The organism is Arthrobacter sp. NamB2 (genome assembly GCF_005281365.1).
Taxonomy (GTDB): Bacteria; Actinomycetota; Actinomycetes; order Actinomycetales; family Micrococcaceae; genus Arthrobacter_D.
Map to the genome: position 1 here is coordinate 148272 of NZ_SZWI01000008.1, position 21162 is coordinate 169433.

Annotated in this window: 15 protein-coding genes; 10 read left to right on the top strand and 5 right to left on the bottom strand. The window is 66.7% G+C overall.

The window, feature by feature from the left end; genetic code table 11:
* Position 1 precedes the first annotated feature (1 nt).
* The 3 genes from FDK12_RS14025 to FDK12_RS14035 are packed head-to-tail and all read right to left on the bottom strand — an operon-like array spanning position 2 to position 3077.
* Complete coding sequence (locus tag FDK12_RS14025) at positions 2-820, bottom strand: carbohydrate ABC transporter permease (RefSeq protein ID WP_104116332.1); 819 nt, start codon at positions 818-820, stop codon at positions 2-4.
* The gene (locus FDK12_RS14030; protein ID WP_137370123.1) at positions 820-1767 is read right to left on the bottom strand and encodes a carbohydrate ABC transporter permease; all 948 of its coding nucleotides are present in this window, start codon (positions 1765-1767) and stop codon (positions 820-822) included. Before FDK12_RS14030 ends, FDK12_RS14025 begins: the two co-directional genes overlap by 1 nt.
* Before the next feature lie 8 nt (positions 1768-1775).
* Positions 1776-3077, bottom strand: coding sequence for an extracellular solute-binding protein (locus tag FDK12_RS14035; RefSeq protein ID WP_137370124.1), 1302 nt, complete (start codon positions 3075-3077; stop codon positions 1776-1778).
* A 165-nt stretch (positions 3078-3242) separates the two neighbouring features.
* Here FDK12_RS14035 and FDK12_RS14040 point away from each other — a divergent pair, with 165 nt between their 5' ends.
* Both FDK12_RS14040 and FDK12_RS14045 read left to right on the top strand, forming a co-directional pair.
* On the top strand, positions 3243-4301 hold the full coding sequence (locus FDK12_RS14040; RefSeq protein WP_104116329.1) for a LacI family DNA-binding transcriptional regulator: 1059 nt from the start codon (positions 3243-3245) through the stop codon (positions 4299-4301).
* 86 nt (positions 4302-4387) lie between these two features.
* Positions 4388-5548: an ROK family transcriptional regulator gene (locus tag FDK12_RS14045; RefSeq protein ID WP_137370125.1), complete on the top strand. Its 1161-nt coding sequence runs from the start codon at positions 4388-4390 to the stop codon at positions 5546-5548.
* Between the two features lie 115 nt (positions 5549-5663).
* On the opposite strand, the gene FDK12_RS14050 is transcribed toward FDK12_RS14045, so the two are convergent.
* The gene (locus FDK12_RS14050) at positions 5664-5903 is read right to left on the bottom strand and encodes a DUF3073 domain-containing protein (RefSeq protein ID WP_104116327.1); all 240 of its coding nucleotides are present in this window, start codon (positions 5901-5903) and stop codon (positions 5664-5666) included.
* 532 nt (positions 5904-6435) lie between these two features.
* Here FDK12_RS14050 and FDK12_RS14055 point away from each other — a divergent pair.
* The gene (locus FDK12_RS14055) at positions 6436-7722 is read left to right on the top strand and encodes a septum formation family protein (RefSeq protein ID WP_137370126.1); all 1287 of its coding nucleotides are present in this window, start codon (positions 6436-6438) and stop codon (positions 7720-7722) included.
* A 70-nt stretch (positions 7723-7792) separates the two neighbouring features.
* Here the strand turns inward: FDK12_RS14055 and clpB are convergent, their stop codons facing one another.
* Entirely contained in the window at positions 7793-10411 is a 2619-nt protein-coding gene (gene clpB, locus FDK12_RS14060; RefSeq protein ID WP_137370127.1) for an ATP-dependent chaperone ClpB, read from the bottom strand.
* A 244-nt stretch (positions 10412-10655) separates the two neighbouring features.
* On the opposite strand from clpB, the gene FDK12_RS14065 reads away from it, so the two are divergent.
* The 7 genes from FDK12_RS14065 to FDK12_RS14095 form a co-directional block, all read left to right on the top strand.
* Positions 10656-12647, top strand: a complete 1992-nt coding sequence (locus FDK12_RS14065; protein WP_137370128.1) for a penicillin-binding transpeptidase domain-containing protein — start codon at positions 10656-10658, stop codon at positions 12645-12647.
* Positions 12648-12789: 142 nt separating this feature from the next.
* Positions 12790-14280, top strand: coding sequence for a flotillin family protein (locus FDK12_RS14070; protein ID WP_104116323.1), 1491 nt, complete (start codon positions 12790-12792; stop codon positions 14278-14280).
* Positions 14281-14757: 477 nt separating this feature from the next.
* Positions 14758-16518, top strand: coding sequence for a thiamine pyrophosphate-binding protein (locus FDK12_RS14075; RefSeq protein WP_137370129.1), 1761 nt, complete (start codon positions 14758-14760; stop codon positions 16516-16518).
* A complete protein-coding gene (locus FDK12_RS14080; RefSeq protein ID WP_137370130.1) occupies positions 16508-17527 on the top strand; it encodes a 3-oxoacyl-[acyl-carrier-protein] synthase III C-terminal domain-containing protein in 1020 nt (339 codons plus the stop codon). Before FDK12_RS14075 ends, FDK12_RS14080 begins: the two co-directional genes overlap by 11 nt.
* Before the next feature lie 679 nt (positions 17528-18206).
* Positions 18207-19232 carry a M23 family metallopeptidase gene (locus tag FDK12_RS15095; RefSeq protein ID WP_189636352.1) on the top strand — a complete coding sequence of 342 codons (1026 nt, stop codon included), beginning with the start codon at positions 18207-18209 and terminating at the stop codon, positions 19230-19232.
* Between the two features lie 44 nt (positions 19233-19276).
* Entirely contained in the window at positions 19277-19648 is a 372-nt protein-coding gene (locus tag FDK12_RS14090; RefSeq protein WP_137370131.1) for a hypothetical protein, read from the top strand.
* Between the two features lie 311 nt (positions 19649-19959).
* Positions 19960-21162, top strand: a 1203-nt coding sequence (locus FDK12_RS14095; protein WP_137370132.1) for a lactonase family protein, incomplete at its 3' end; no start/stop codon positions are given.

The following is a 21162-nucleotide window of genomic DNA, read 5'->3' on the forward strand; positions in this document are numbered from 1 at the left end:
GTTACTTTCCGCCAGCGCCCATGAGGCCCTGGACAAGTGCGCGGCGCGCAAACAGGTAGACGAGCAGCACGGGCACCATCGAGAGCGTGACCGCGGCGAGCAGGCCGGGGATGTTGATGCCGTACTGGGTCTGGAAGTTGAAGAGGCCGAGAGTGACCACACGGGTGCTCTCGGACTGGGTGAGGATCAGCGGGAAGAGGAAGCCGTTCCAGGCCTGGAGCGCGGAGAAGACCGCGATCGTGGAGATCCCGCCCTTGGACAGCGGGAGGACCAGCCGGAAGAAGGCACGCGCCGGGCTCGCACCGTCCATTGCCATCGCCTCGTACAGCTCGCCGGTGATGTCACGCATGGTGCCGCTCAGGATCAGCGTGCAGATCGGCAGCGCGAAGGCCGCGGTGGGCAGGATGACGCCGATCAGGTTGTCGTAGAGCCCCACCGTGTTGATCAGGTAGAACACCGGGACGATCACCGCCTGCGCCGGGATGGCGAGGCCCAGGAGGAAGAACCGGAACACGAACGATGCCGCGCGGCTCTGGCTGCGCACGATCGCGTAGCTGAGCGGCGGCACGAGCAGCAGGACGATGGCGACGACGCCGACCGTCACCACGACGGTGTTGAGGAAGTATCTGCCGAAACCGCTCGTGATCGCGTCCACGTAGTTCTGCAGCGTGAAGCTGGTCGGGAAGGACAGCGGGCCGTTGTCGCCGAATTCCTCGCGCGTCTGGAAGGTGCCGGAGAGCATCACGTACAGCGGGATCGCGACGATCAGCAACCACAGGAACGAGCCGATGCCGGCGAAGTAGTTTGGGCGGGTCTTCATCACAGGCCTTCCAGGGAGCTGTTCATCTTGTCGTAGCCGGACACCTTGACCACCACGAGGGAGATCACAGTTGCGACGACGACGAGCACCAGGGCGATCGCGCTACCGACACCGAAGTCGAAGCTCTGGAACGCCTCCTGGTACATGTAGAAGGCGGTGATGGTGGTGTCGGTGCCGGGTCCGCCGTTGGTCAGGATCAGCACCGTCTCGAAGGTCGTCAGGCCGCCGACCACCATGAGGATGATCGACGTGATGGCCGTGTTCCGCAGCTGCGGAAGCGTGATGGAGAAGAACTGGCGCATCATGCCCGCGCCGTCGATCGCTGCCGCCTGGTACAGGACGGGCGGGATTCCCTTCGCCGCGCCCTGGTAAATCAGGGTGTGGAAGGGCGTGAACTGCCACATCCCCACGAAGATCAGGACGCCGATCGCGCCGCTCTGGGTGCCCAGCAGGTTGCCGTCCCCGAAGAGCCACGACAACTGGCCCGGAATACCGAAGTTGGGGTCCAGCAGCGCCCGCCAGAGGACGGAGATCGCCGCCGAGGACAGCAGCAAGGGGATGAAGTAGATGGCACTGAGTACCGCGCGGTTGCGCTGGTTGCCCGCCGCCCATACGCCCAGCAGGATGCTCAAGGGCGTCTGCGTGACCACGCCGAGGACGATGAACAGGAGGCTGAGCCACAGGCTCTTGAGCATCACCGGGTCGGCGATCAGGGTCTCCCAGTTCTCGAGCCCCACGAACTTCGGGTCACCGAGGCCGCTCCATGAGGTGAAGGACAGGACGGCGACCGCCGCGAGCGGAATCAGGGCGAACAGTGCGAAGAAGATGGTGGCGGGCAGGGCCCAGGCGAAGCCAGGGCGGCCCACGGACGAAGCGCCCGAGCGGGCCGGGCGGCTCTGGGGAGAGCCGCCCGGTGCTGGACGCTTGCGGGTGGCAAGCGTTGTCATGGGGTGTCCTAAAGGCTCTGCATGGCCTTGATGAAGCCGTCTTCATCGATCTGGCCGCTGAAGAACTGGGAAACGGCGGTGTGGATGGTCACGGTCGCCTCGGGTGGGTAGGCCTGGTCCCAGGAGAGCTGGAAGTGGGGTGCTTCCTTGACGAGGTCGAACTGGTACTTCGCGTACTCCGGGTTGGAGGCCTCGTCGAGGAACTGCTCGGTGTTGGTGGTGGTGGGCAGGTTGCCGATGGCGATCTGCTCCTGCACGAACTCGTCGGAGTACATGAGCTTCAGGAACTCGGCTGCCTCTTCGGGGTACCGGGTGTCCTTGTGGACGGAGTAGAAGTTGTTCGTGTTGCCGGCGAGGTTGTCCGGATCGCCCTCCCCACCCTCGATCGCGGGGAACTCGCTGTAGCCGAGCACGTTCTCGGCGAACTCGGGGTTGGCATCGAGGTGGGTCGCGTAGGCCCACGATCCCATGAGCTCGAAGCCGGCCCGGCCGCTGGAGAGCAGTGTGGGTGACCCACCGTCGGTGAACTTGACGGAGTCGAAGTTGGTGCCGAAGGCTCCTGCGTCAACGAGTTCGCGCAGCATGCCGAGCGCCTTCCGGCTCTCCTCCGACTCCCACACGTCGGTGTCACCGTCCAGCGCTGCCTGGAACAGGCCTTCACCGGCTACGCGGTCGAACATGTACTGGAACCACATCTGGGTCGGCCACTGGTCAGCGCCGCCGAGTGCGATCGGCGTGACGCCTGCGGCCTTAAGCTTCTCCACGGCGTCGAGGAGCTCGTCCCAGGTGGCGGGAGGTGCGTCGATACCGGCCTGCTTGAGGACCTCGGAGTTGTTGAAGAGCATGACGGGCTGGGTCCCGCGCATGGGAATTCCGTAGCTCTTGTCGTCGATGACGGCGGTCTCGAAGACCGACGGCAGGAACGCGTCCTTGAGCTGCGCATCCTCCTCGATGAAGTCGTCGAGGGGCAGCAGCAGGTCGGCCTCGACGAAGTTCGCGATGCTTCCCCCTCCCCAGTTGAAGAAGATGTCAGGAGCGGAATCGGTGTCGATGATGGTCTGCAGCTTGGTCTGGTAGTCCGCGCCGGGAATCGTGTCGAGCACGATCTTCACGTCGGACGTCTCGTTGAACTTGTCCACCATGGCCTGCTCGACCTTGTTGCTGGCATCCCCGTAGACGGCGAGGTGCAGTTCGTTCTCAGGCCGGCTCGACGCGTCGCCGCCGCCGCCACCGCATCCGGCAAGGGTGAAGCCGAGCATCATGACCGCGGTGCCCGCAAGGCTGCGTGACATCCAGGTTCGGTTGTTCATCGTTGAACGCCTCTCGAAAGTTTCGATATTATTATCGAAAGTTATGTGATGGCATGAGTGTATGTATCGGCACCGTGAATGCGCAAGACCATGTGTGCGAGCGGTCACATGACGAGACGAAGGGCAGCTCCTCGTCGGCCCGATGCCCGGATGTAAGCTGTCGACATGTCGATTCCGGCGGAAGAACCGCGCGTCACACTGGCCCAGCTGGCTACGGCGGCAGGCGTGTCGCTCTCGACTATCTCGAAAGTTCTCAACGGCCGTGCCGACGTTTCGCCGAAAACCAGGGCGAAAGTTGAGGAGCTCCTCGAGGAGCATGGCTACCGCCGACGCAAGGTGTCGGCAGCGAAAGCCGGCCTCGTCGAACTCGTCTTCCACGAGCTCGAGAGCGCGTGGGCGCTCGAACTCATCCGCGGCGTTGAGAACGTAGCGCGCGAGCACGGCATGAGCGTCGTGCTGACCGAGACCGGCACGCGGCACGCACCGGGGGCGGAGTGGATCGAGGGAGTGATGGCGAGGCGCCCGGCCGGCGTCGTCCTGGTCTTCTCCGACCTGCCACAGGAGTTCCGCAGGAAGCTCGACGCCCGCGCCATTCCCTTCGTCATCATCGACCCGGCCGGGGACCCGGCCCCCGACGTCCCATCGGTCGGCTCGGCGAACTGGTCGGGCGGGATGATCGCGACCCGCCATCTGATCGACCTCGGCCATACCCGCATCGCGGCGATCAGCGGCCCCGAGGACATGATGTGCTCCCTCGCCCGGATCGACGGCTACCGCTCGGCGATGAACATGGCGTCCCTGCCCATCGAGCCGGACTTCATCCGGTACGGCAACTTCCACGTCGACGGCGGGCGCGACCACGCCTTCACCCTCCTGCGCGGCCCTGAGCGCCCGACGGCGATCTTCGCCGGCAGTGACCTCCAGGCCCTGGGAGTGCTCGACGCCGCACGCCAGATAGGGATCCGGGTTCCGGATGAGCTCTCCATCGTCGGCTACGACGACCTGCAGCTCGCGCAGTGGTCCAGCCCGGCCCTGACGACGGTGCACCAGCCGCTGATCCAGATGGCGGAGGAGGCCACGCGGATGGTCCTGCGGTTGCGTGACGGAGAACGGCCGAACAATCTGCGCCTGGACCTCGCGGTCAGCCTCGTGGTGCGGCAGAGCACGGCGGCGCCGGCCGAGCCGAGAGGACGGGCAGCGCGAGCCGCCGAGCAGCGGGCCTGACTCGGGGGGCCGCAACCTCGTCTGGATACGATAGGACAGTGCCAGGTGCGCCAGGGCCCCTGCAGGACGAAGGAGAACGCAGGGCTGTGCAGTCGCTATCAGGCGTGGTGAACGGCACCGAGGGTCTTCGTACCCAGAACCTCTCCCACATCCTGACCATGGTGCACCGCAGCGGACCGCTGTCCCGCGCCGAGTTGACGCGGCGCAGCGGATTCAACCGGTCGACCGTCGGTGCGCTGGTGTCCGCGCTCGTCGAGAAGGGGCTCGCACGCGAGACGGAGCCGGCGATGGGCGGGCGCGTAGGGCGCCCGAGCCCCATCGTGCAGGCGAATCCCGACGTGGCGGTCATCGCGGTGAACCCTGACATCGATGCGCTGACCGTCGGCGTCGTCGGACTCGGAGGGCGAGTGCACGAGCGGGCGCGTCGCGAGACCGGTCGACTGCCCACCCTTGACAATGCGGTGCAGCTGACGCGCGCCATCGTGGCCGATATGACACCCGCACTCGATCGGCTCGATCGCATCGTGGGCGTGGGGATCGCCCTTCCTGGACTCGTCAACGCGGGCTCCGGCCGCGTGCTCATCGCACCACACTTGGGCTGGCGGAACGCCGACCTCACGGGCCCCTTCGAAACCGCACTCGGCCTTCCCTCGGTCGCCGCGAACGATGCGTCGCTCGGCTCCCTCGCCGAGAGCATCTTCGGCGCGGCGCTCGGCGTGGGTCATGCCGTGTACCTCAACGGAAGCGCGAGTGGAATCGGTGGCGGCGTCGTGGCCGGTGGCACCCAGCTGGTGGGCAGCCGCGGCTACGGGGGCGAGTTGGGCCACACGCTCGTAAGCCCCGGCGGAAGCCCGTGCCACTGCGGACGCTCGGGCTGCCTCGATGCGGAGGTGCGCCTTGAGCGCCTGCTCGACGCCGCAGGCCTCCAGGGCGGCGGCATCGAGGCGCTCGAGGGAGTGCTGTCCGACGACCCCGGCCCGGCGGTCCGGCGCGAAGCAGAGCGACAACTGGAACTCCTGGCCGTCGCCCTGGTGAATTTCGTCAACATCTTCGACCCGGAGCTGATCGTCCTCGGAGGTTTCCTCGGCTCCCTCTTCGGCTTCCACGGCGATCAGCTCGGGGACGCCGTGAATGCGCGGGCGCTGGCCGGCGGAGTCACCGTGCGCCGTGCAACGCTCGGCCCCGAGCTCCTGCTCGTCGGCGCGGCGGAACTCGCCTTTCGACCCCTGCTCGCATCGCCCTCCTGATCATGCGGGAGCCGCTCAGGAGGGCGGCCGGATACTTCCGGACACACAAAACGGCGCATCGTCCCGAGGGACCTGATGCGCCGTGTGTGGTTCACAGAAGAAGGACTGACCTGAATCAGCCGATGCGGCGTGTGCCGCTCTCCCCACCGTCGTCGTCGAGCTCGTCGGCGTACTTGTCCGCATACTCCGAGTAGTCCGGTTCAACCGGCTCGAGAGGTTCGGTACGTCGAGTGGAAGCGCGACTACCCGGGCCTGTGAGCTCTCGCTGCAGTGCCGAATAATCTGTGGCCGGGCTGAAGTACTTCATGTCCCTGGCCTGCTTGGTAGCTTTTGCCTTTTGACGGCCGCGCCCCATGGCGTGACCCCCTTTGTGCGTCGATCCGGAGGTGGTCACTGGGGCACGAGGCCCAAGGCTGCAGCGAGGCCCCGGAGTATTTGGTCAGTTTGTCGTGACTATAGGTTACATGCTTTCCGTGGCATCCGAGTGCCCTGTCCATCAGGTGGGAGGCACGCCACGTGCGGGCGAGCTGGTGCAGGGGGTACATAACGTGACTGGCCCCACCTAGGCCCGTGTGCGGGTGATCTTGGATAGAGTCGAAGCCAGACCAGAGCCCCGGCTTCGCGGCACCAGGAATCCAAGGAGACAGCGCCCCATCATGAGCAACGAGGAGCAGGTACCCGGGGGACCCGGGCAGGGGCCCGCGCAGGAGCCCGGACAGGAGTCCGGACAGGGTCCAGGGCACGAGCGCGGGCAAGAGTCCGGACAGGGTCCAGGGCAGGAAATCAGTCAGGACTCTGGCCAGGAGCCCGGCCAGGAAATCAGTCAGGACTCTGGCGAGGAGCCCGGCCACGAATCCGGCCTGGATTCCGCTCAGGACGTCCCGACCGTGGTCGATCCAGACGACGTCGTGCTGGACGACGGCGACGTCTCCGCCCAGTCTTTGGAGCCGGAACTGTCGGTATCGCCCGACACCCTGGATCTGGCAGAACCTGCGCTCGAACCCGCGCAGATCAGCAGCGACACGGCGGAAGCAGCGTCCCTGGAGGACGCGGCCGCCGAGGCCCGCGCCGTGGCCGCCGAGGCGGAGAAGACCGGCACCCTCGTCGGTGGTCCGATGCCCGCGGATGCACCCGTCGTCGAGGCGGCCCCGGACGGCACTGCTCCCCCGGGCGGCCCTGCGGGAGATAGGGATCAGGACGCCGACACGGGCACAAAGACGGACCTCGACACAGCCGTGGCCGCTCCTTCCGACGGCGAACCGGAGGACACGGGCGACGAGCGGTCCGCGACACCCGAGCTCGATGCGGACGCTTCGCGCGAGGAGATGTCCGATTCCGGAGGAGGATCCGGCGACGCCACGGAGGAGGGTGCGACGTCAGGGACACGCGCGCGTCCGGGCGCCAGGGAAGAGCTGCATCAGGCGGCTCGGGAGACCCACGAGGGCCAGGGCCAGGAGGCGGACCATGACCCTGACGGTCCGGTCGGTGGTCCCTACGCCTTCTCCCCCGAGGGCGGCGAGCCCGGGCTCGGTCACCCGGGGCTGTACCCGGGCACCGATCCGGCTGCAGTCGGCCGCACCGGATCGTCTGCTGTCAGCCCTTCCCCGGAACCTGATGCCGGCATCGACGGGCCCCGCAGCTGGATCCCATCAGCCTCCGGAGTCGATCAGGAGACGGACGGGCATCCCAAACGGGACCGGACACGGACCAAGAGCAGCAACCTGCCGCTACTCCTCGTCCTCGGGGGCGCCGTCGTGCTCGTCGGGCTCCTCATCTGGCTCCTGGTGTCGCTGTTCGGCGGGTCCGGCGATGAGGGGCGCGTCGATCCGTCGTCGCTGGCTGCCGGTGAATGTCTCGCCGACTTCACGGACATCACCGAGGATGCCGTGCTGGTCGACTGCACGGAGCCCCACAACGCCCAACTCCTCGCCAGCGAGAGCTATCCGGACGCGGCGGAGTTCCCCGGCCGCGACCAGCTGGGCCTGCGCGCGGAAGCCGCCTGCGCAGCGGCCTCCGCGGACATCAATCCGGAGGTCGTCGTGGACGAGCTCGACGTCACGCTGCTCCGCGCGACCCCGACGGCTGAGACCTGGGCGGACGGGGACCGCAGGGTGGACTGCTTCGCCGTCATCGAGAACGGCGACACCGTGAGCCAGAGTCTGCTCAATCCCTGAGTCTCCACCGGGGCAGGACGCACGAAGGGAAGGAACGCATGTTCCTCCCCTTCGCTCATCCGGTATGGGACTACCGGGCGGCGTGCACCAGCAGCCCGCCGGCGTCGAGGCCGGCGTCACCGTCGACGTCAGGGTCCTGGCGGTCGACGACGACGGTGTCACCGTCGACGATTTCGCCGGCGAGGATGCCCTTCGCCAACCGGTCACCGATTTCGCGCTGCACGAGCCTGCGCAGCGGCCGGGCTCCGTAGGCGGGATCGAACCCGGTGAGGGCGAGCCACTCACTGGCAGCGGCACTGACATCGAGCTCCAGCCTGCGGTCACGCAGCCGGTCGCCCAGCGCCTTGACCTGCAGTTCCACGATCCGCGAGAGCTCGTCCAGGCTCAGCGGGTCGAAGATCACGACGTCGTCGAGCCGGTTCAGGAACTCCGGCCGGAAGTTCGCGTTCACCGCGGACATCACGGCCGAGCGCTTGGCTGCGTCGTCGAGCGACGGATCGACGAGGAACTGGGAACCGAGGTTGGACGTCAGCACGAGGATCACGTTCCGGAAGTCCACCGTCCGGCCTTGGCCGTCCGTGAGTCGCCCGTCGTCGAGCACCTGCAGGAGCAGGTCGAAGACCTCCGGGTGTGCCTTCTCGACTTCGTCCAGCAGCACCACGCTGTACGGGCGGCGCCGCACGGCCTCGGTGAGCTGGCCGCCCTCCTCGTAGCCGACGTATCCGGGCGGGGCACCTACCAGCCGCGCCACGGAGTGCTTCTCCGAGTACTCGGACATGTCGATCCGGATCATCGCACGCTCGTCGTCGAACAGGAAGTCTGCGAGCGCCTTGGCGAGCTCCGTCTTGCCCACGCCCGTGGGGCCGAGGAACAGGAAGGAACCGGTGGGGCGGTTCGGGTCGGACACGCCTGCGCGGGCCCGGCGGACGGCGTCGGACACGGCTGCGACGGCCTTTTGCTGACCGATGAGGCGCGCTCCGATTACGTCCTCCATGTGGAGGAGCTTCTCGCTCTCGCCCTGGAGCATGCGCCCTGCGGGGATGCCTGTCCACGCGGAGATGACCTCCGCGATGTCGTTCGCGGTGACCTCCTCCGCAACCATGAGCTCCGGCGCGTTGGTTGACTGCTCCTCGGCCGCCTGGGCCTCGCGGAGTTCACGCTCCACCTGCGGGATCTCCCCGTAGAGGATGCGTGACGCCGTCTCGAGGTCACCCTCGCGCTGGGCGCGGTCGGCCTGCGAGCGCAGATCGTCCAGGGACGCCTTCAGGTCGCCCACGCGGTTCAGGCCGGCTTTCTCGGCCTCCCACCGCGCGTTCAGCCCGTCGAGTTCCTCCTGGCGGTCGGCCATCTCGGCACGCAGGGCCTGCAGCCGTTCGGCGGACGCCTCATCCTTCTCACGGGACAGCGCCATCTCCTCCATGTGCATGCGCTCGAGGGCACGGCGCAGCTCGTCGATCTCTACGGGCGCGGAATCGATCTCCATGCGGAGCCTCGACGCGGCCTCGTCCACGAGGTCGATGGCCTTGTCGGGAAGCTGTCGGCCCGGGATGTACCGGTGTGACAGCGTCGCCGCGGCGACGAGGGCCGAGTCCGCGATCGATACCTTGTGGTGCGCCTCGTACCGCTGCTTCAGCCCGCGCAGGATGCCGATGGTGTCCGAGACCGACGGCTCGCCGACGTAGACCTGCTGGAACCTCCGCTCCAGCGCCGGGTCCTTTTCGACGTTCTCGCGGTACTCGTCCAGCGTCGTCGCACCGATGAGCCGCAGCTCGCCGCGGGCGAGCATGGGTTTGAGCATGTTCCCCGCGTCCATGGAGCCCTCGGACGCACCCGCGCCGACGACGGTGTGGAGTTCGTCGATGAACGTGACCACCTGCCCGTTCGATCCCTTGATCTCCTCGAGCACGGCCTTGAGCCGCTCCTCGAACTCGCCGCGGTACTTCGCGCCCGCGATCATCGAACCGAGGTCGAGGCTGATGAGGGTCTTGCCCCGCAGCGATTCGGGCACGTCACCGGCGACCATGCGCTGGGCGAGACCCTCGACGACCGCGGTCTTCCCGACGCCGGGTTCACCGATGAGGACCGGGTTGTTCTTGGTGCGGCGGCTGAGCACCTGCACGACGCGGCGGATCTCGGCGTCACGCCCGATCACCGGATCGAGCTTGCCGCTGCGCGCCACCTCCGTGAGGTCCACGCCGAACTTCTCGAGCGCCTGGAAGGTGTTCTCGGGATCAGGGGTCGTGACGCGGCGGTCACCCCGGACACCGGGCAGCGCGGATGCAAGGGCCTCCCGGGTCAGCCCGGCCGACCGCAGTATGGTGCCGGCGGTTCCGCCGTCGGCCGCGAGGGCGAGCAGGAGGTGTTCGGTGGACACGAACTGGTCGCCGAGGGTTTCCGCTTCCTGCTTCGCTGCGTTCACAACCTGCAGGGCGCCGCGGGAGAACTGCGGCTGAGCGACGGACGAGCCCGACGACGACGGCAGGGCCTTGATCGCTGAACTGGCCTGCACGCTCACGGAGTCGGGGTCCGCTCCGGCAGCCTTCAGCAGCGCGACGGCGATGCCGTCCCGCTGATCCATGAGCGCCTTCAGGAAGTGTGGCGGCTCGATCTGGGCGTTGCCCGCCGTGGATGCGTTCATGGCGGCAGCCGACAGCACCTCACGGCTCTTGGTGGTGAAGTTGGTATCCACGCGCGGCTCCTTTCTTTCCGGCAAGGGGAATCCTCGATCGTGTTGAGTGTACTTGACTCAACTTTGACCAGGGAGAAATTATTCCATCGCTCCGAGGTGTGGCAAGCCCTCCTACTTCGGCGAATGTGGGGCCAGTACGCCGGGTGTACCGATGGCGCCGGCAACACCAGCGTGGAGATTCCCCTCCGCGGCACACCTCCCCCGCAAGGGGGGGCGTCAGGTGTTCTCGGACATAATGGGCCCTATGGGGAAATACCAGCGCGCCACCTGTGTCCTGACTACTGCGGTCCTGGCCCTCACGCTGGCGGGGTGCACCGATGACGGTCCGACCGCCGAGGACGCCGCCCGCACGCTCGCCGAGGGACTGGCCCAGCTCGACGTCGGGCAGTCCGCCTTCACCTCCGTGGAACCCGCCGAGGTGACCGGCCAGCTCGCCACGATCACCGAAGGCTTCGCGCCGCAGGCACCGCAGGTCGAGGTCGCAGGCGTCGAGGAGACCGGTGATGACAGCGCGACCGCGACCCTCGACTACACGTGGGACCTCGACGACACCGATCAGGACTGGACCTACAGCACGACGGCGGAGCTCACGCGCGTCGAGGACGTCTGGCAGGCAGCCTGGGAACCCGCCGTCTTCGTCCCGAACCTCATGCCGGACGAGAAGCTGACCCTGGCCAGCGTGCCGGCGGATCGTGGGGAGATCACCGGAGCAGGCGGCGAGGTCATCGTCACCGAGCGGCCCGTCGTCCGGGTGGGCATCGACAAGACGCGCGTTCCCGAGGAGCAACAGGGCGCTTCGGCACGCGCCCTCGCAACGCTGCTCGAGCTCGATCCGGCCGCCTACGAGGAACAGGTGCTGTCCGCGGGAGCTGAAGCGTTCGTCGTGGCCCTCGTCCTGCGTGACGACGCGACCAGGACCGTGACCGATGCCCAGATCGCTGCGATCCCGGGAGCCCTCGGCCAGGCCGACACACTGGAACTCGCCCCGACCCGCACCTTCGCACGCGAGCTCCTCGGCAGCGTCGGCGAAGCCACCGAGGAACTGGTGGAGCAGTCCGACGGCGCCGTCAGGGCCGGCGACATCACAGGGCTCAGCGGGCTGCAGTTGCAGCACAACGCCCACCTCGGGGGCACGCCCGGCCTCGAGGTCAATGCCGTCGCCGTGGAAGCCCCGGGACAACCGACGCAGCGGCTCTTCGCGAAACCCCCGGTCGACGGCGAGGACCTCGCGACAACGCTCAACCCGGGGCTGCAGGCCCTGGGCGAGGAAGTGCTAGCAGACGAGCCCTCGGCGTCGTCGATCGTGGCGATCCGCCCCAGCACCGGCGAGATCCTCGCCGCGGCCAACGGGCCGGGCAGTGAGGGCCTGCAGACCGCGCTCCTCGGCCAATACCCCCCGGGTTCCACGTTCAAGGTGGCCACGAGCCTCGCCCTCCTGCGCAACGGTTTTACGCCCCAGTCGCCCACGGAATGTGCCGAGGAGGTCACCGTGGACGGCCGGCGGTTCAACAATGCCAGCACCTACCCCGCCCAGTTCATCGGCACCATCCCGCTTCTCGAGACCTTCGCCCAGTCCTGCAACACGGGATTCATCTCCGCGCGGGACGAGATCACACAGGCCGACCTCGCAAAGGCCGCCACCGACCTCGGGATCGGCGTCGAGGCCAGCATCGGCACGCCCGCCTTCTTCGGTTCCGTTCCGAGCGAGGCCGAAGGAACCGCACATGCCGCCGCGATGATCGGGCAAGGAGAGGTGCTCGTCTCGCCACTCTCCCTCGCCACGATGGCCGCCTCAGTCGGAGCCGGCTCGCGCATCACGCCGACGCTCCTGGCGCCCGGCGAGTCCACGGAGCTCGATCCCGGCTCGGAGAGCGACGCCGCGAGCCAGGCTCCTTCCGACGACGCGACGGCGAGTGCTTCCGCCGATACCGAGTCGTCCCGGGACGCTGCGCCGAGCAGCTTCACGGCCGCGGAATCGGACACGCTCAAGACGCTCATGGCCGCCGTCGTCGCGCAGGGTGGCGCTCAGCTGCTGCGGGACGTTCCGGGCGAGCCAGTGCTCGCGAAGACCGGTACTGCCGAGTTCGGCAGCGACGACCCCCCGCGGACGCACGCGTGGGTCGTCGCCCTGCAGGGTGACCTCGCCGTGGCGGTGTTCGTCGAGGAGGGCGAACTCGGATCGACCTCGGGGGGCCCGCTGATGCAGGCGTTCCTCGCAGGAGCGGCCACGCGGTAGGACTCAGCGTCCGCCGGGGTCGCGGGTTATCCACTTCGAATGACATGGGGGTCAGATCACACAGTGCTTGCAGTAGCTTGATCATCCTCCGGCGGGCAGAAGCTGCGCCGGAGGCAATTCGAAGACCGTTGAAAGGGTCGCAGTGGATCTCACGTTCATCCCGCTCATCATCGGCGCGGTGGTATTGCTCGTCGCCATCGTCGTCGCCATCGTGCTCGCCCGCATGGCTCTGCACATCGCCAGCCCGGACCAGGCGCTCATCATCTCGTCCAAGGACAGCAAGGGGCAGCCGGATCCGGACAGCCAGCGCGTTGTCTTCGGCCGCATCTTCATCAATCCGTTCTCCCAGCGGGCCTATCCGCTGTCCCTCGCGTCCCGCCAGGTCTCCCTGCGCATCGAGGGCATCTCCAAGAACGGCATCAAGCTCCACCTCACGGGAGTGGCCCAGGTCAAGGTGGGTGGTGATGCGGACGCCGTCCGTAAGGCGGCCCAACGCTTCCTCAACCAGCAGGACGCCATCGACCACTACACGCAGGAGACCCTCTCGGGCTCGCTGCGCTCCATCGTCGGCACGCTGACCGTGGAGTCGATCATCCGTGACCGCGCCACCTTCGCGAAGAGCGTGAAGGAGGAGGCGGAGCATTCCATGCACAACCAGGGCCTGGAGATCGATACATTCCAGATCCAGTCCGTGGATGACGACTCCGGATACCTGAAGAACCTCGGCCGCCCGGAGGCTGCACTCGCGGAACGCAACGCGAAGATCGCCGAAGCACGTTCGATGCAGGAATCCGAGCAGGCCCGCGCTCTCTCCGACGAGCAGGTGGCACTCGCCCAGCAGCAGCTGATTATCCGCCGTGCGGAGCTGAAGGAAGAGGCCGACGCCCGCCAGGCGCGCGCTGACGCGGCCGGCCCACTCGCTCAGGCGGAACAGCAGGAGCAGGTGATCATGCGCGAGCAGCAGGTTGCGCAGCGCCGCTCCGAGCTTCGCGAACGCGAACTCGACACCGAAGTGCGCAAGCCGGCGGATGCCGAGAAGTACCGCCTTATCCAGCAGGCCGACGCAAAGCTCGAGGAACGACGTCGCGCTTCGGAAGCGACCGAGATCGAGGCGCGCGTCGACCTCGCGCGCCGCAAACTGGTTGCCGAGGGTGACCGCGTGGCGGCCGAGGCGGACGCCGCCGCGAACACCGCACGCGGTACCGCCGAGGCCGCTATCGACGAGGCGAAGGGCCGCGCCGATGCCGCTGTCATCGCTTCGCGCGGTCAGGCCGAGGCCGGCTCGACGGAAGCGCGAGGAAAGGCCGAAGCCGCAGGTATCGCAGCACAGGCCGAGGCCTACGAGAAGTTCAACCAGGCAGCCATCCTGTCGAAGGTCCTCGAGGTCCTGCCCGCGATGGCCCGCGAGATCGCAGCACCGATGGCGGCGATCGACACCATGACCGTCGTGTCGAACGACGGTGCGGGCCAGCTCAGCAAGAATGTCTCCAGCGGTGTCCACCAGACCACGCAGATGGTGAAGGACACCACGGGCCTCGACATCATCGCGCTGCTGGGCGATCTGCTGAAGAACGCGGACAAGCCGAGCATGAACGGCTCCAGCGGTCCCGCCGTCGTGTCCGGTTCCGACTGATCCTGGTGGAGGGACCGCTGCCGCTCCGTCGGTGGCGGTCCTTCCTGCTCTTCTGCACCGCCGGACCGGCGTCCGCTCCTTGCCGTGCCGGAATCGAGGTCATGGCCAGCTTCCGTATCAGGGCAGCGTTCGATCTCGACGTTATCGACGAGGGTTCCGCCCGCGAGATCGCCCGGCAGTTCCTGATCGCTCAGATCGATGACGCGACCATGAAGGGTGAGCAGATCCGGACCGGCACGCAGACGCCGGCGGAGGTTCTGGATGACCCAGCCCCTCCCCCACACAGGCTCCGACATTCCGCAAGCGTCAGGGCGCACATTGCCTGTCGAATCGTCTTTCGACTCCTGCGTCGGGAACCATGGGTTCCGTCTCAGGAAGAACTCCACAAAGGGGAACATTGAAAACGATGATTGATGCCGGCTGCGCTGTTGCGTACGCCGGGGTAGGTTCCTGCCCGATTGCGCTGCGAGGTGCGCGATGAGCAAGCTGAATCAACCCAGTGTGGCCGACGCGCTGGTGCGGACTCTGGCAGCGAACCATGTGTCTCACGTGTTTGGGGTACCTGGCGGCCCGCTGTTCGGCTTCTACGAAGCCCTGTCGAAGCAGAGCGCGGTTCGCCCCGTTCTGGCGAAGCACGAGGAGGGCGCGGCGTTCATGGCACTGGGCTACGCGCAGGCGCGCCGGGGTCTTGGCGCGGTCTGCGCTACGACCGGACCGGGTGGCACCAACGCTCTCACCGGCGTGGCCAGCGCATCGTGTGATGGGGTGCCGGTCCTGCTCATCACCGCACAGGTCTCGACCGCGAACTTCAACACCGGTGCGCTCCAGGACTCCAGCGGTGGCAACTGGAGCATCGACCTGGTCGAGATGTACCGATCGGCGACGAAACTCTCGGCGATGCTGACAAACCCGGCCGAGCTCGTACGCCTCGCCCGCCACTCCGTCCGTACTGCATTGGATGGCCGGCCCGGCGCGGTGCATCTGAACATCCCTGCCGACCTCATGACCGCTCCCGCCCCAGCCGGGGCCCTCGACGTCGATGCGCCCGCCACCCCGGTGCGTTCGCATCCTGATCCCATGGCCGTGTGGGACCTCGGTAATGCGCTGAGGAACGCAAGGAACCCGATCATCTTCGCCGGGCAGGGCGCGAAGATCGCAGGCAGCCACGAGGCACTCCTGAAGCTGGCCGAATGGGGCGGCATACCCGTGGTGACGACACTCAAAGGCAAGAGCGTCTTCCCCGAGGACCACCCGCTCTCCCTCGGAGTCTTCGGCTTCGGTGGCAACCCCGCAGCGCACGAACACGCACTGTCCGACGACGTGGACCTGATCCTGGTCATCGGCAGCGCACTCGGCGAGATGTCTACCCACGGCTGGAACCAGCGCCTGTTCCAGGACCGGCAGGTCTGCCAGATCGACGTGGACGCGCTGCAGATCGGCAAGCACGTCCCCGTGGACGTCGGTGTCGTGGGCGAGGCCGATGAGGTCCTGCGGATGCTGGTAGAGCAGCTTTCGGCGGCTCCCTCACAGGCAGCGGCCGGAACGACGCTGATGCGCCCGAGGCCCCGCTTTACCGCGGACGAACTCCAGCAGGGCCATGAGCAACTCCAGGCCTCCGCCGTGGTGGCAAGGCTCAGCGAGAAGCTGCCCGAGGACGTCGTGATCTACGGGGACAACGGCAACTGCCTGAGCTGGCTCGGTCAGTTCTACGATTTCAAGGACGCCGGCGACATGCACGTCTCGCTCAACCTGGGATCCATGGGGTACGCCATGGGAGCCGCCATCGGGGGGAAGCTTGCCGATCCGTCCCGCACCGTGGTGGCACTGGTCGGCGACGGGGCCTTCGCCATGAACGGCATGGAGATCCACACTGCCACGGAGTACTCGGTCCCGGTCATCTGGGTCGTGCTCAACAACGGCGGCCACGCGATGGTCCATAACCTCCAGGAGATGATCTACACGGAGTCCTACGACGCGGTCTTCGCCCGCCCGATCGACATCGCGACCGTCGCCCGGGGCCTGGGCGCCGAAGCCGTGATGGTCGATTCGCTCGAGGCACTGGATGCTGCAATCAGTGCCGCCCTGAGCTCCACTGGACCCTTCGTGATCGACGCACACGTCGACATCGAAGAGGTTCCCTGGGCCCTGCGCGGCCGGGCTGAAGGCCTCCACGCACCCAAGGCACCTGACGATGCGACCAATGTTGTCGGGGTGGAGGTGCTGACCAATGTTCTCTGAGAAGTCAGCCGGAACCGGGGTGCTCGGCGTCGGACATGCCCTGCCGGCGAACATTCGCGACAACGACGATCCGATCTACTCCCAGCTGGACCGGACACCCAACGACCAGGGCGTCGTGGAGGCAGACCTGTTCGTCGGCCTGCACGAGCGTCGCTATCTGGCCGAGGGTGAGACCATCGAGCCGCTCATGGTCACGGCCGCCCAGCAGGCCCTGGAACATGCCGGGATCCGCCCTGACCAGGTCGACAGGCTGTACGGCTACGCGTCCGTCCCGCTGTTCACCACACCGAACTCACTCTTCACCGTGCACCGGGACCTCGGACTGTCCGAGGACGTCATGGTGGTCCCTGTGAACAGCGAGTTCTCGAACTTCGCGCTCAGCCTGATCCTCGCCGGCGAGGCCGTCGATGCCGGACGGGCAGAGTTCGTCCTGGTGGTCTGCGGCTCCAACTGGACCCGCCACGTCGACTACACGAAGGGCCACGCTGTCACCGCGAGCGACGCTGCCGCTGCCGCGGTCGTTGGTGCTGGTGCCCGGATGGAGCTCGTGGACTACCAGTCGCGGACCTTCAGCCACCAGTTCGACTCCATGCGGATGTACACCAGACCGCTCACCGCCGGCGGCCGCACCTTCCTGCCGGTAGGGCCGGACAACCTCCCGCTCCCCACCTACGAAATGGACGCGACCGAGGGTGTCGCCGTCTACCTCAGCATCATGAAGGACGGCCTACCCGAACTGGTCAGGACCGTCCTTGCGAGGAACGGCATCACGGGCGGTGATATTGCCCTGATCACCCACCAGGGCTCCCGCGGCCTGCTCGATCACTGGGCAGAGCAGATCCGCCCTCGGGAGTACCTCGAGACTCTCGAAAGCTTCGGGAACATGACGCTGGCCACCTACCCCGTGAACCTCTCGCACCACTTCGAAGACATCGACAGTCCCTACGTGGTCATCGCCTCGGTCGGCACCGGCTTCCACCTCACGGTGACTCTGCTCCGCAAGAGCTGAGACGACCTGCAGCGGCAGTGGTTCCACATCATCCGATTTAGAGGATGGGAACTGCTGCCGCTGACGAGCGGCTGCACTGCTCCTGGTAGCCCTGGCGTTGATCGCCGTTGTCCGATTGTTCAGCTCATTTTCAAGGGCGGCGGGAGCTTCGGCATCTCCTGTCAAGCTTCGACAAATCTTGTGGGTAATGTGTGTCCTGAGGCCTCGTGTAGAACAGGTTTCTGGAATAACGTCGGTGCCAGCGGCTGATTCATGTGCGGGAAGCTCGTCTCACTCCTGCTCGGCCGTCAAGCACTACTCACAAGGGGATATCCACGTGGTACACGTCGCGCCGAAACAGGCCATTTCCGCACCCGTCACCGCAATCACGTCGCGGCGTCGCAGGTCCCGGGTCCGAACGAATGCCAGCATTGCGCTGGTCGTCTGCTTCATCGGAGTTCCCGGCGTCATACCGTCTCCAGCCCATGACGCCGCCAGCCTGAGGATCGGCAGCAGCCAGGACATCACGGGCAGTCCGACCAAACCGGCGACAGGTTCCGTCGGCACTCCTCTCCTGCCGACGAGCACCGCCACCAGCGGAATACCTGAAAGCCTCAAAGCAGAGGCCCGGGTACGCGCGGCATCCCTGAAGGAAGCCGGAGCACTTGCAGCCGGGCCTACGAAACGACCGGCGGAGGGCATGCTCTTCGCACCCTTGGAGGTTCTCGTTCCGACGTCGGCGTTCGGCTACCGCATCAGCCCCATCACCGGTGAAGCAGGAGAGTTCCACACCGGCCAGGACTACGCAGCCCCCTGCGGCACCCCAGTCCAGTCAGCCGACGCAGGCACGGTGCGAGCCGTGGGCTGGCACCCCTGGGGTGGAGGAAACCGTATCGAGGTCGACCACGGAAACGGCCTCATCACCACCTACAACCACCTTCAGGGCATTTCGGTCAGCACAGGAGACACCGTCAACGGCGGCCAGACCATTGCGACGATCGGAACAACCGGATCCTCCACCGGCTGCCACCTGCACTTCGAGACGATCCTCGACGGCGAACACGTCGACCCCCAGCGCTGGAAGCTGCAACCCGCCGCGCACGACAGCGGCCCGCAGCACTTCAAGGACTACACGCCTGGTGCCGGTTCAGCCACGGACATCCCGTCCTGGGCGCAATCAGTCACCCGCGCGGGCCACACGACACCCGTTGCACCTTCTGGAACGGGGCAACCAGAGGCCGCTCCTCGAACGCCGATCGACTCAGGAGTTCCGCCCACACCGGAGAAGCTGCCCACCGGCACTACCTCGGCCCCCCAGACACCGCCGACGTCACCACGGCCAGGCCCACCGGTCACGGTTCCTTCGCCTGCCCCGAACCCCGGTCAGCCGCAGGCAGTACCTCCGGCACCCGTTCCCGACTCCGAACCGGAAGAGAAGCCTGAGCCGACACCGGAAGCCGCTCCAACGCCTACGCCCAGCCCTGAGCCCACACCGACGCCCACGCCGGAGCCCGAGCCCGAGCCCACGTGCGAAGAGGACGTGCCGGCTCCTGTACCTGCGCCGGGCACCACGGAGGAGATCGAGGGCGATCCAGCTCTCCCTCCGTGTCAGGATGCTGAGGAGGCTGAGGAGGACGTCGAGCAGGAGGGCGCTCCTGCAGCCGCCGGTGCGGTGGGGCCAACAGATCCTTCAGCGACGGGTGCCGTGCTTGATGGCACTCGTTGATCCCCTCCCGGTGCGGGTCTCGCTCGTGATCAGGGAGAAGTAGCGTGCTGGGCGGCTTTGCGCAGCGATGGAGCACCATCAACGCGCTCCAGGCGTCGGGTCTGGAGTTCGATGACATCGTCGCCGCGTATATCAGCGTGACCGGACGCGCCGATGCCTTGGACGTCCGGCAGTATCTCGATGGAGTGGTGATGCTTCCCGAAAGGGAACGTGACCTTCTCACACAGACGATCAATGAGTTGATCGACTGTGCCGATCTGACGATCGGTGGCGCCTACTACAGCGATGACGACGCGCTGCTCGTGCCTGACTACATAGGGCATCTGGACTCACTCACCCTCGACGCCAGCGACGACGACTTTCTCGGTACACCGGCCATCGAGGAACATCACGCGAGTGCGCAGGATTTCCTCTGATCCCGCTCCGCCGAGGTGCCGCTGTTCTGTCCGGCGCGTGGCGGCACGCCTGCTCGATCCGTAGAAGCGCACGATTGTGGCGCCCAGTGCAGAGCCACGGCTGAAAGTTACGCTCTTCGCCTTTTCCCAAGGATTTCTTGAGGAAGCGTCCGGACTTGCTTCAAAAAGGTGTGGATCCTGCTTCAAACTTCGGTGTTCTGGTAGCGGACCGTTATCCCGTGTTCATTTCGGGACCCGAATATCACGGTTTTCTGAGCATAGGGTTGTTCGTTGGGCCTGGGGGCCCGACCATAACTCAATGAGGGGATTTCATGAAGTACACGTCAATGCGTGCTGCCCGGAAGAGCTTGAGCTTGCTCGCCACCGGAGCACTCGCAGCAGGAATGCTCACCATCGGCAGCCTGAGTCCGTCGGTCTCAACACCGGCTCAGGCTGCTCCCGCACTGGATTGCGGATCGATCTACTCGATCCAGGGCATGGGCGACCGCAACCTCTGGCAGGTCGACACAGGCACAGGTGCACAGACATCCGTCGGTACTGCCACCATTCCGAATTCCACCCAAAGCCTCAACGGCCTGGGTATATCCCGGGACGGGTCCGCCGCGTTCGGTGTCCTGCCCAACACAAATGACAACGGTCGCACGATCTACCGCATCGACCGGGCCACAGGCGAGACAACCCCCCTTGGAGCGGGCGTCAACGGAACGCCTGTCACCCATGGTGCGATCAACCCCGCCAACGGTCTCTACTACTACGGCGGGTTCAACACCCGGACCAATGTGCTCGAGGTCTACGGCTTCGACGTCACCACCGGGACGTCCCTGAACCTGGTGGCCAGTGGCACCATCCCGCAGGCTGGGCGCAACGGGGACTGGGTCTTTGACCAGCAGGGCAACCTGTATGTCGTCGGCGGCGGCAATTCCGAAAGCATCCTCAGTGTCGTCGACCAGCCCATCCCCGCCACCGGCGGGGCGCCGATCGCCGTCACCGGAACGCAGCTGGCGAACATCGTCACGCCGGATCCCGTGAACGGCATCGCGATCTCCAGCGACGGACTGCTCTACCTCGGCAGCGGGAGCGCGCTCCGCGCTGTTGACCCGGTAACCGGCGACGTCGTCCGGACCGTTCCCCTGACGCAGGCAGGGTCCGTGGACTTTGCCTCCTGTGCGACGCCCAGCACTGTGACCCTGCAGAAGAACTTCCCGCTCGGCCGGGCTGTCGAGGGCGAGCAGGTGACACTGTCCCTGGCCGGCGGCGGACTTCCCGCGGGCCTCGAAGACACCACCGAGGGCAATGACCCCGGAGTGCAGAATCAGCCCAGCGAAGTCGTCGGCCCGGTCTTCGGCCGCACCGGCGCGACCTACACCATCACCGAAACCGGTGCCGGTGCCCGCCCGAGCAGCCCCACGGCCGCCGGATACACCTCCACCTGGAGCTGCATCGACCAGAACACCAATACCGTCATCGCCAGCGGAACCGGTACCACCGGGTCCTTCACGATGCCCAACGGCGGT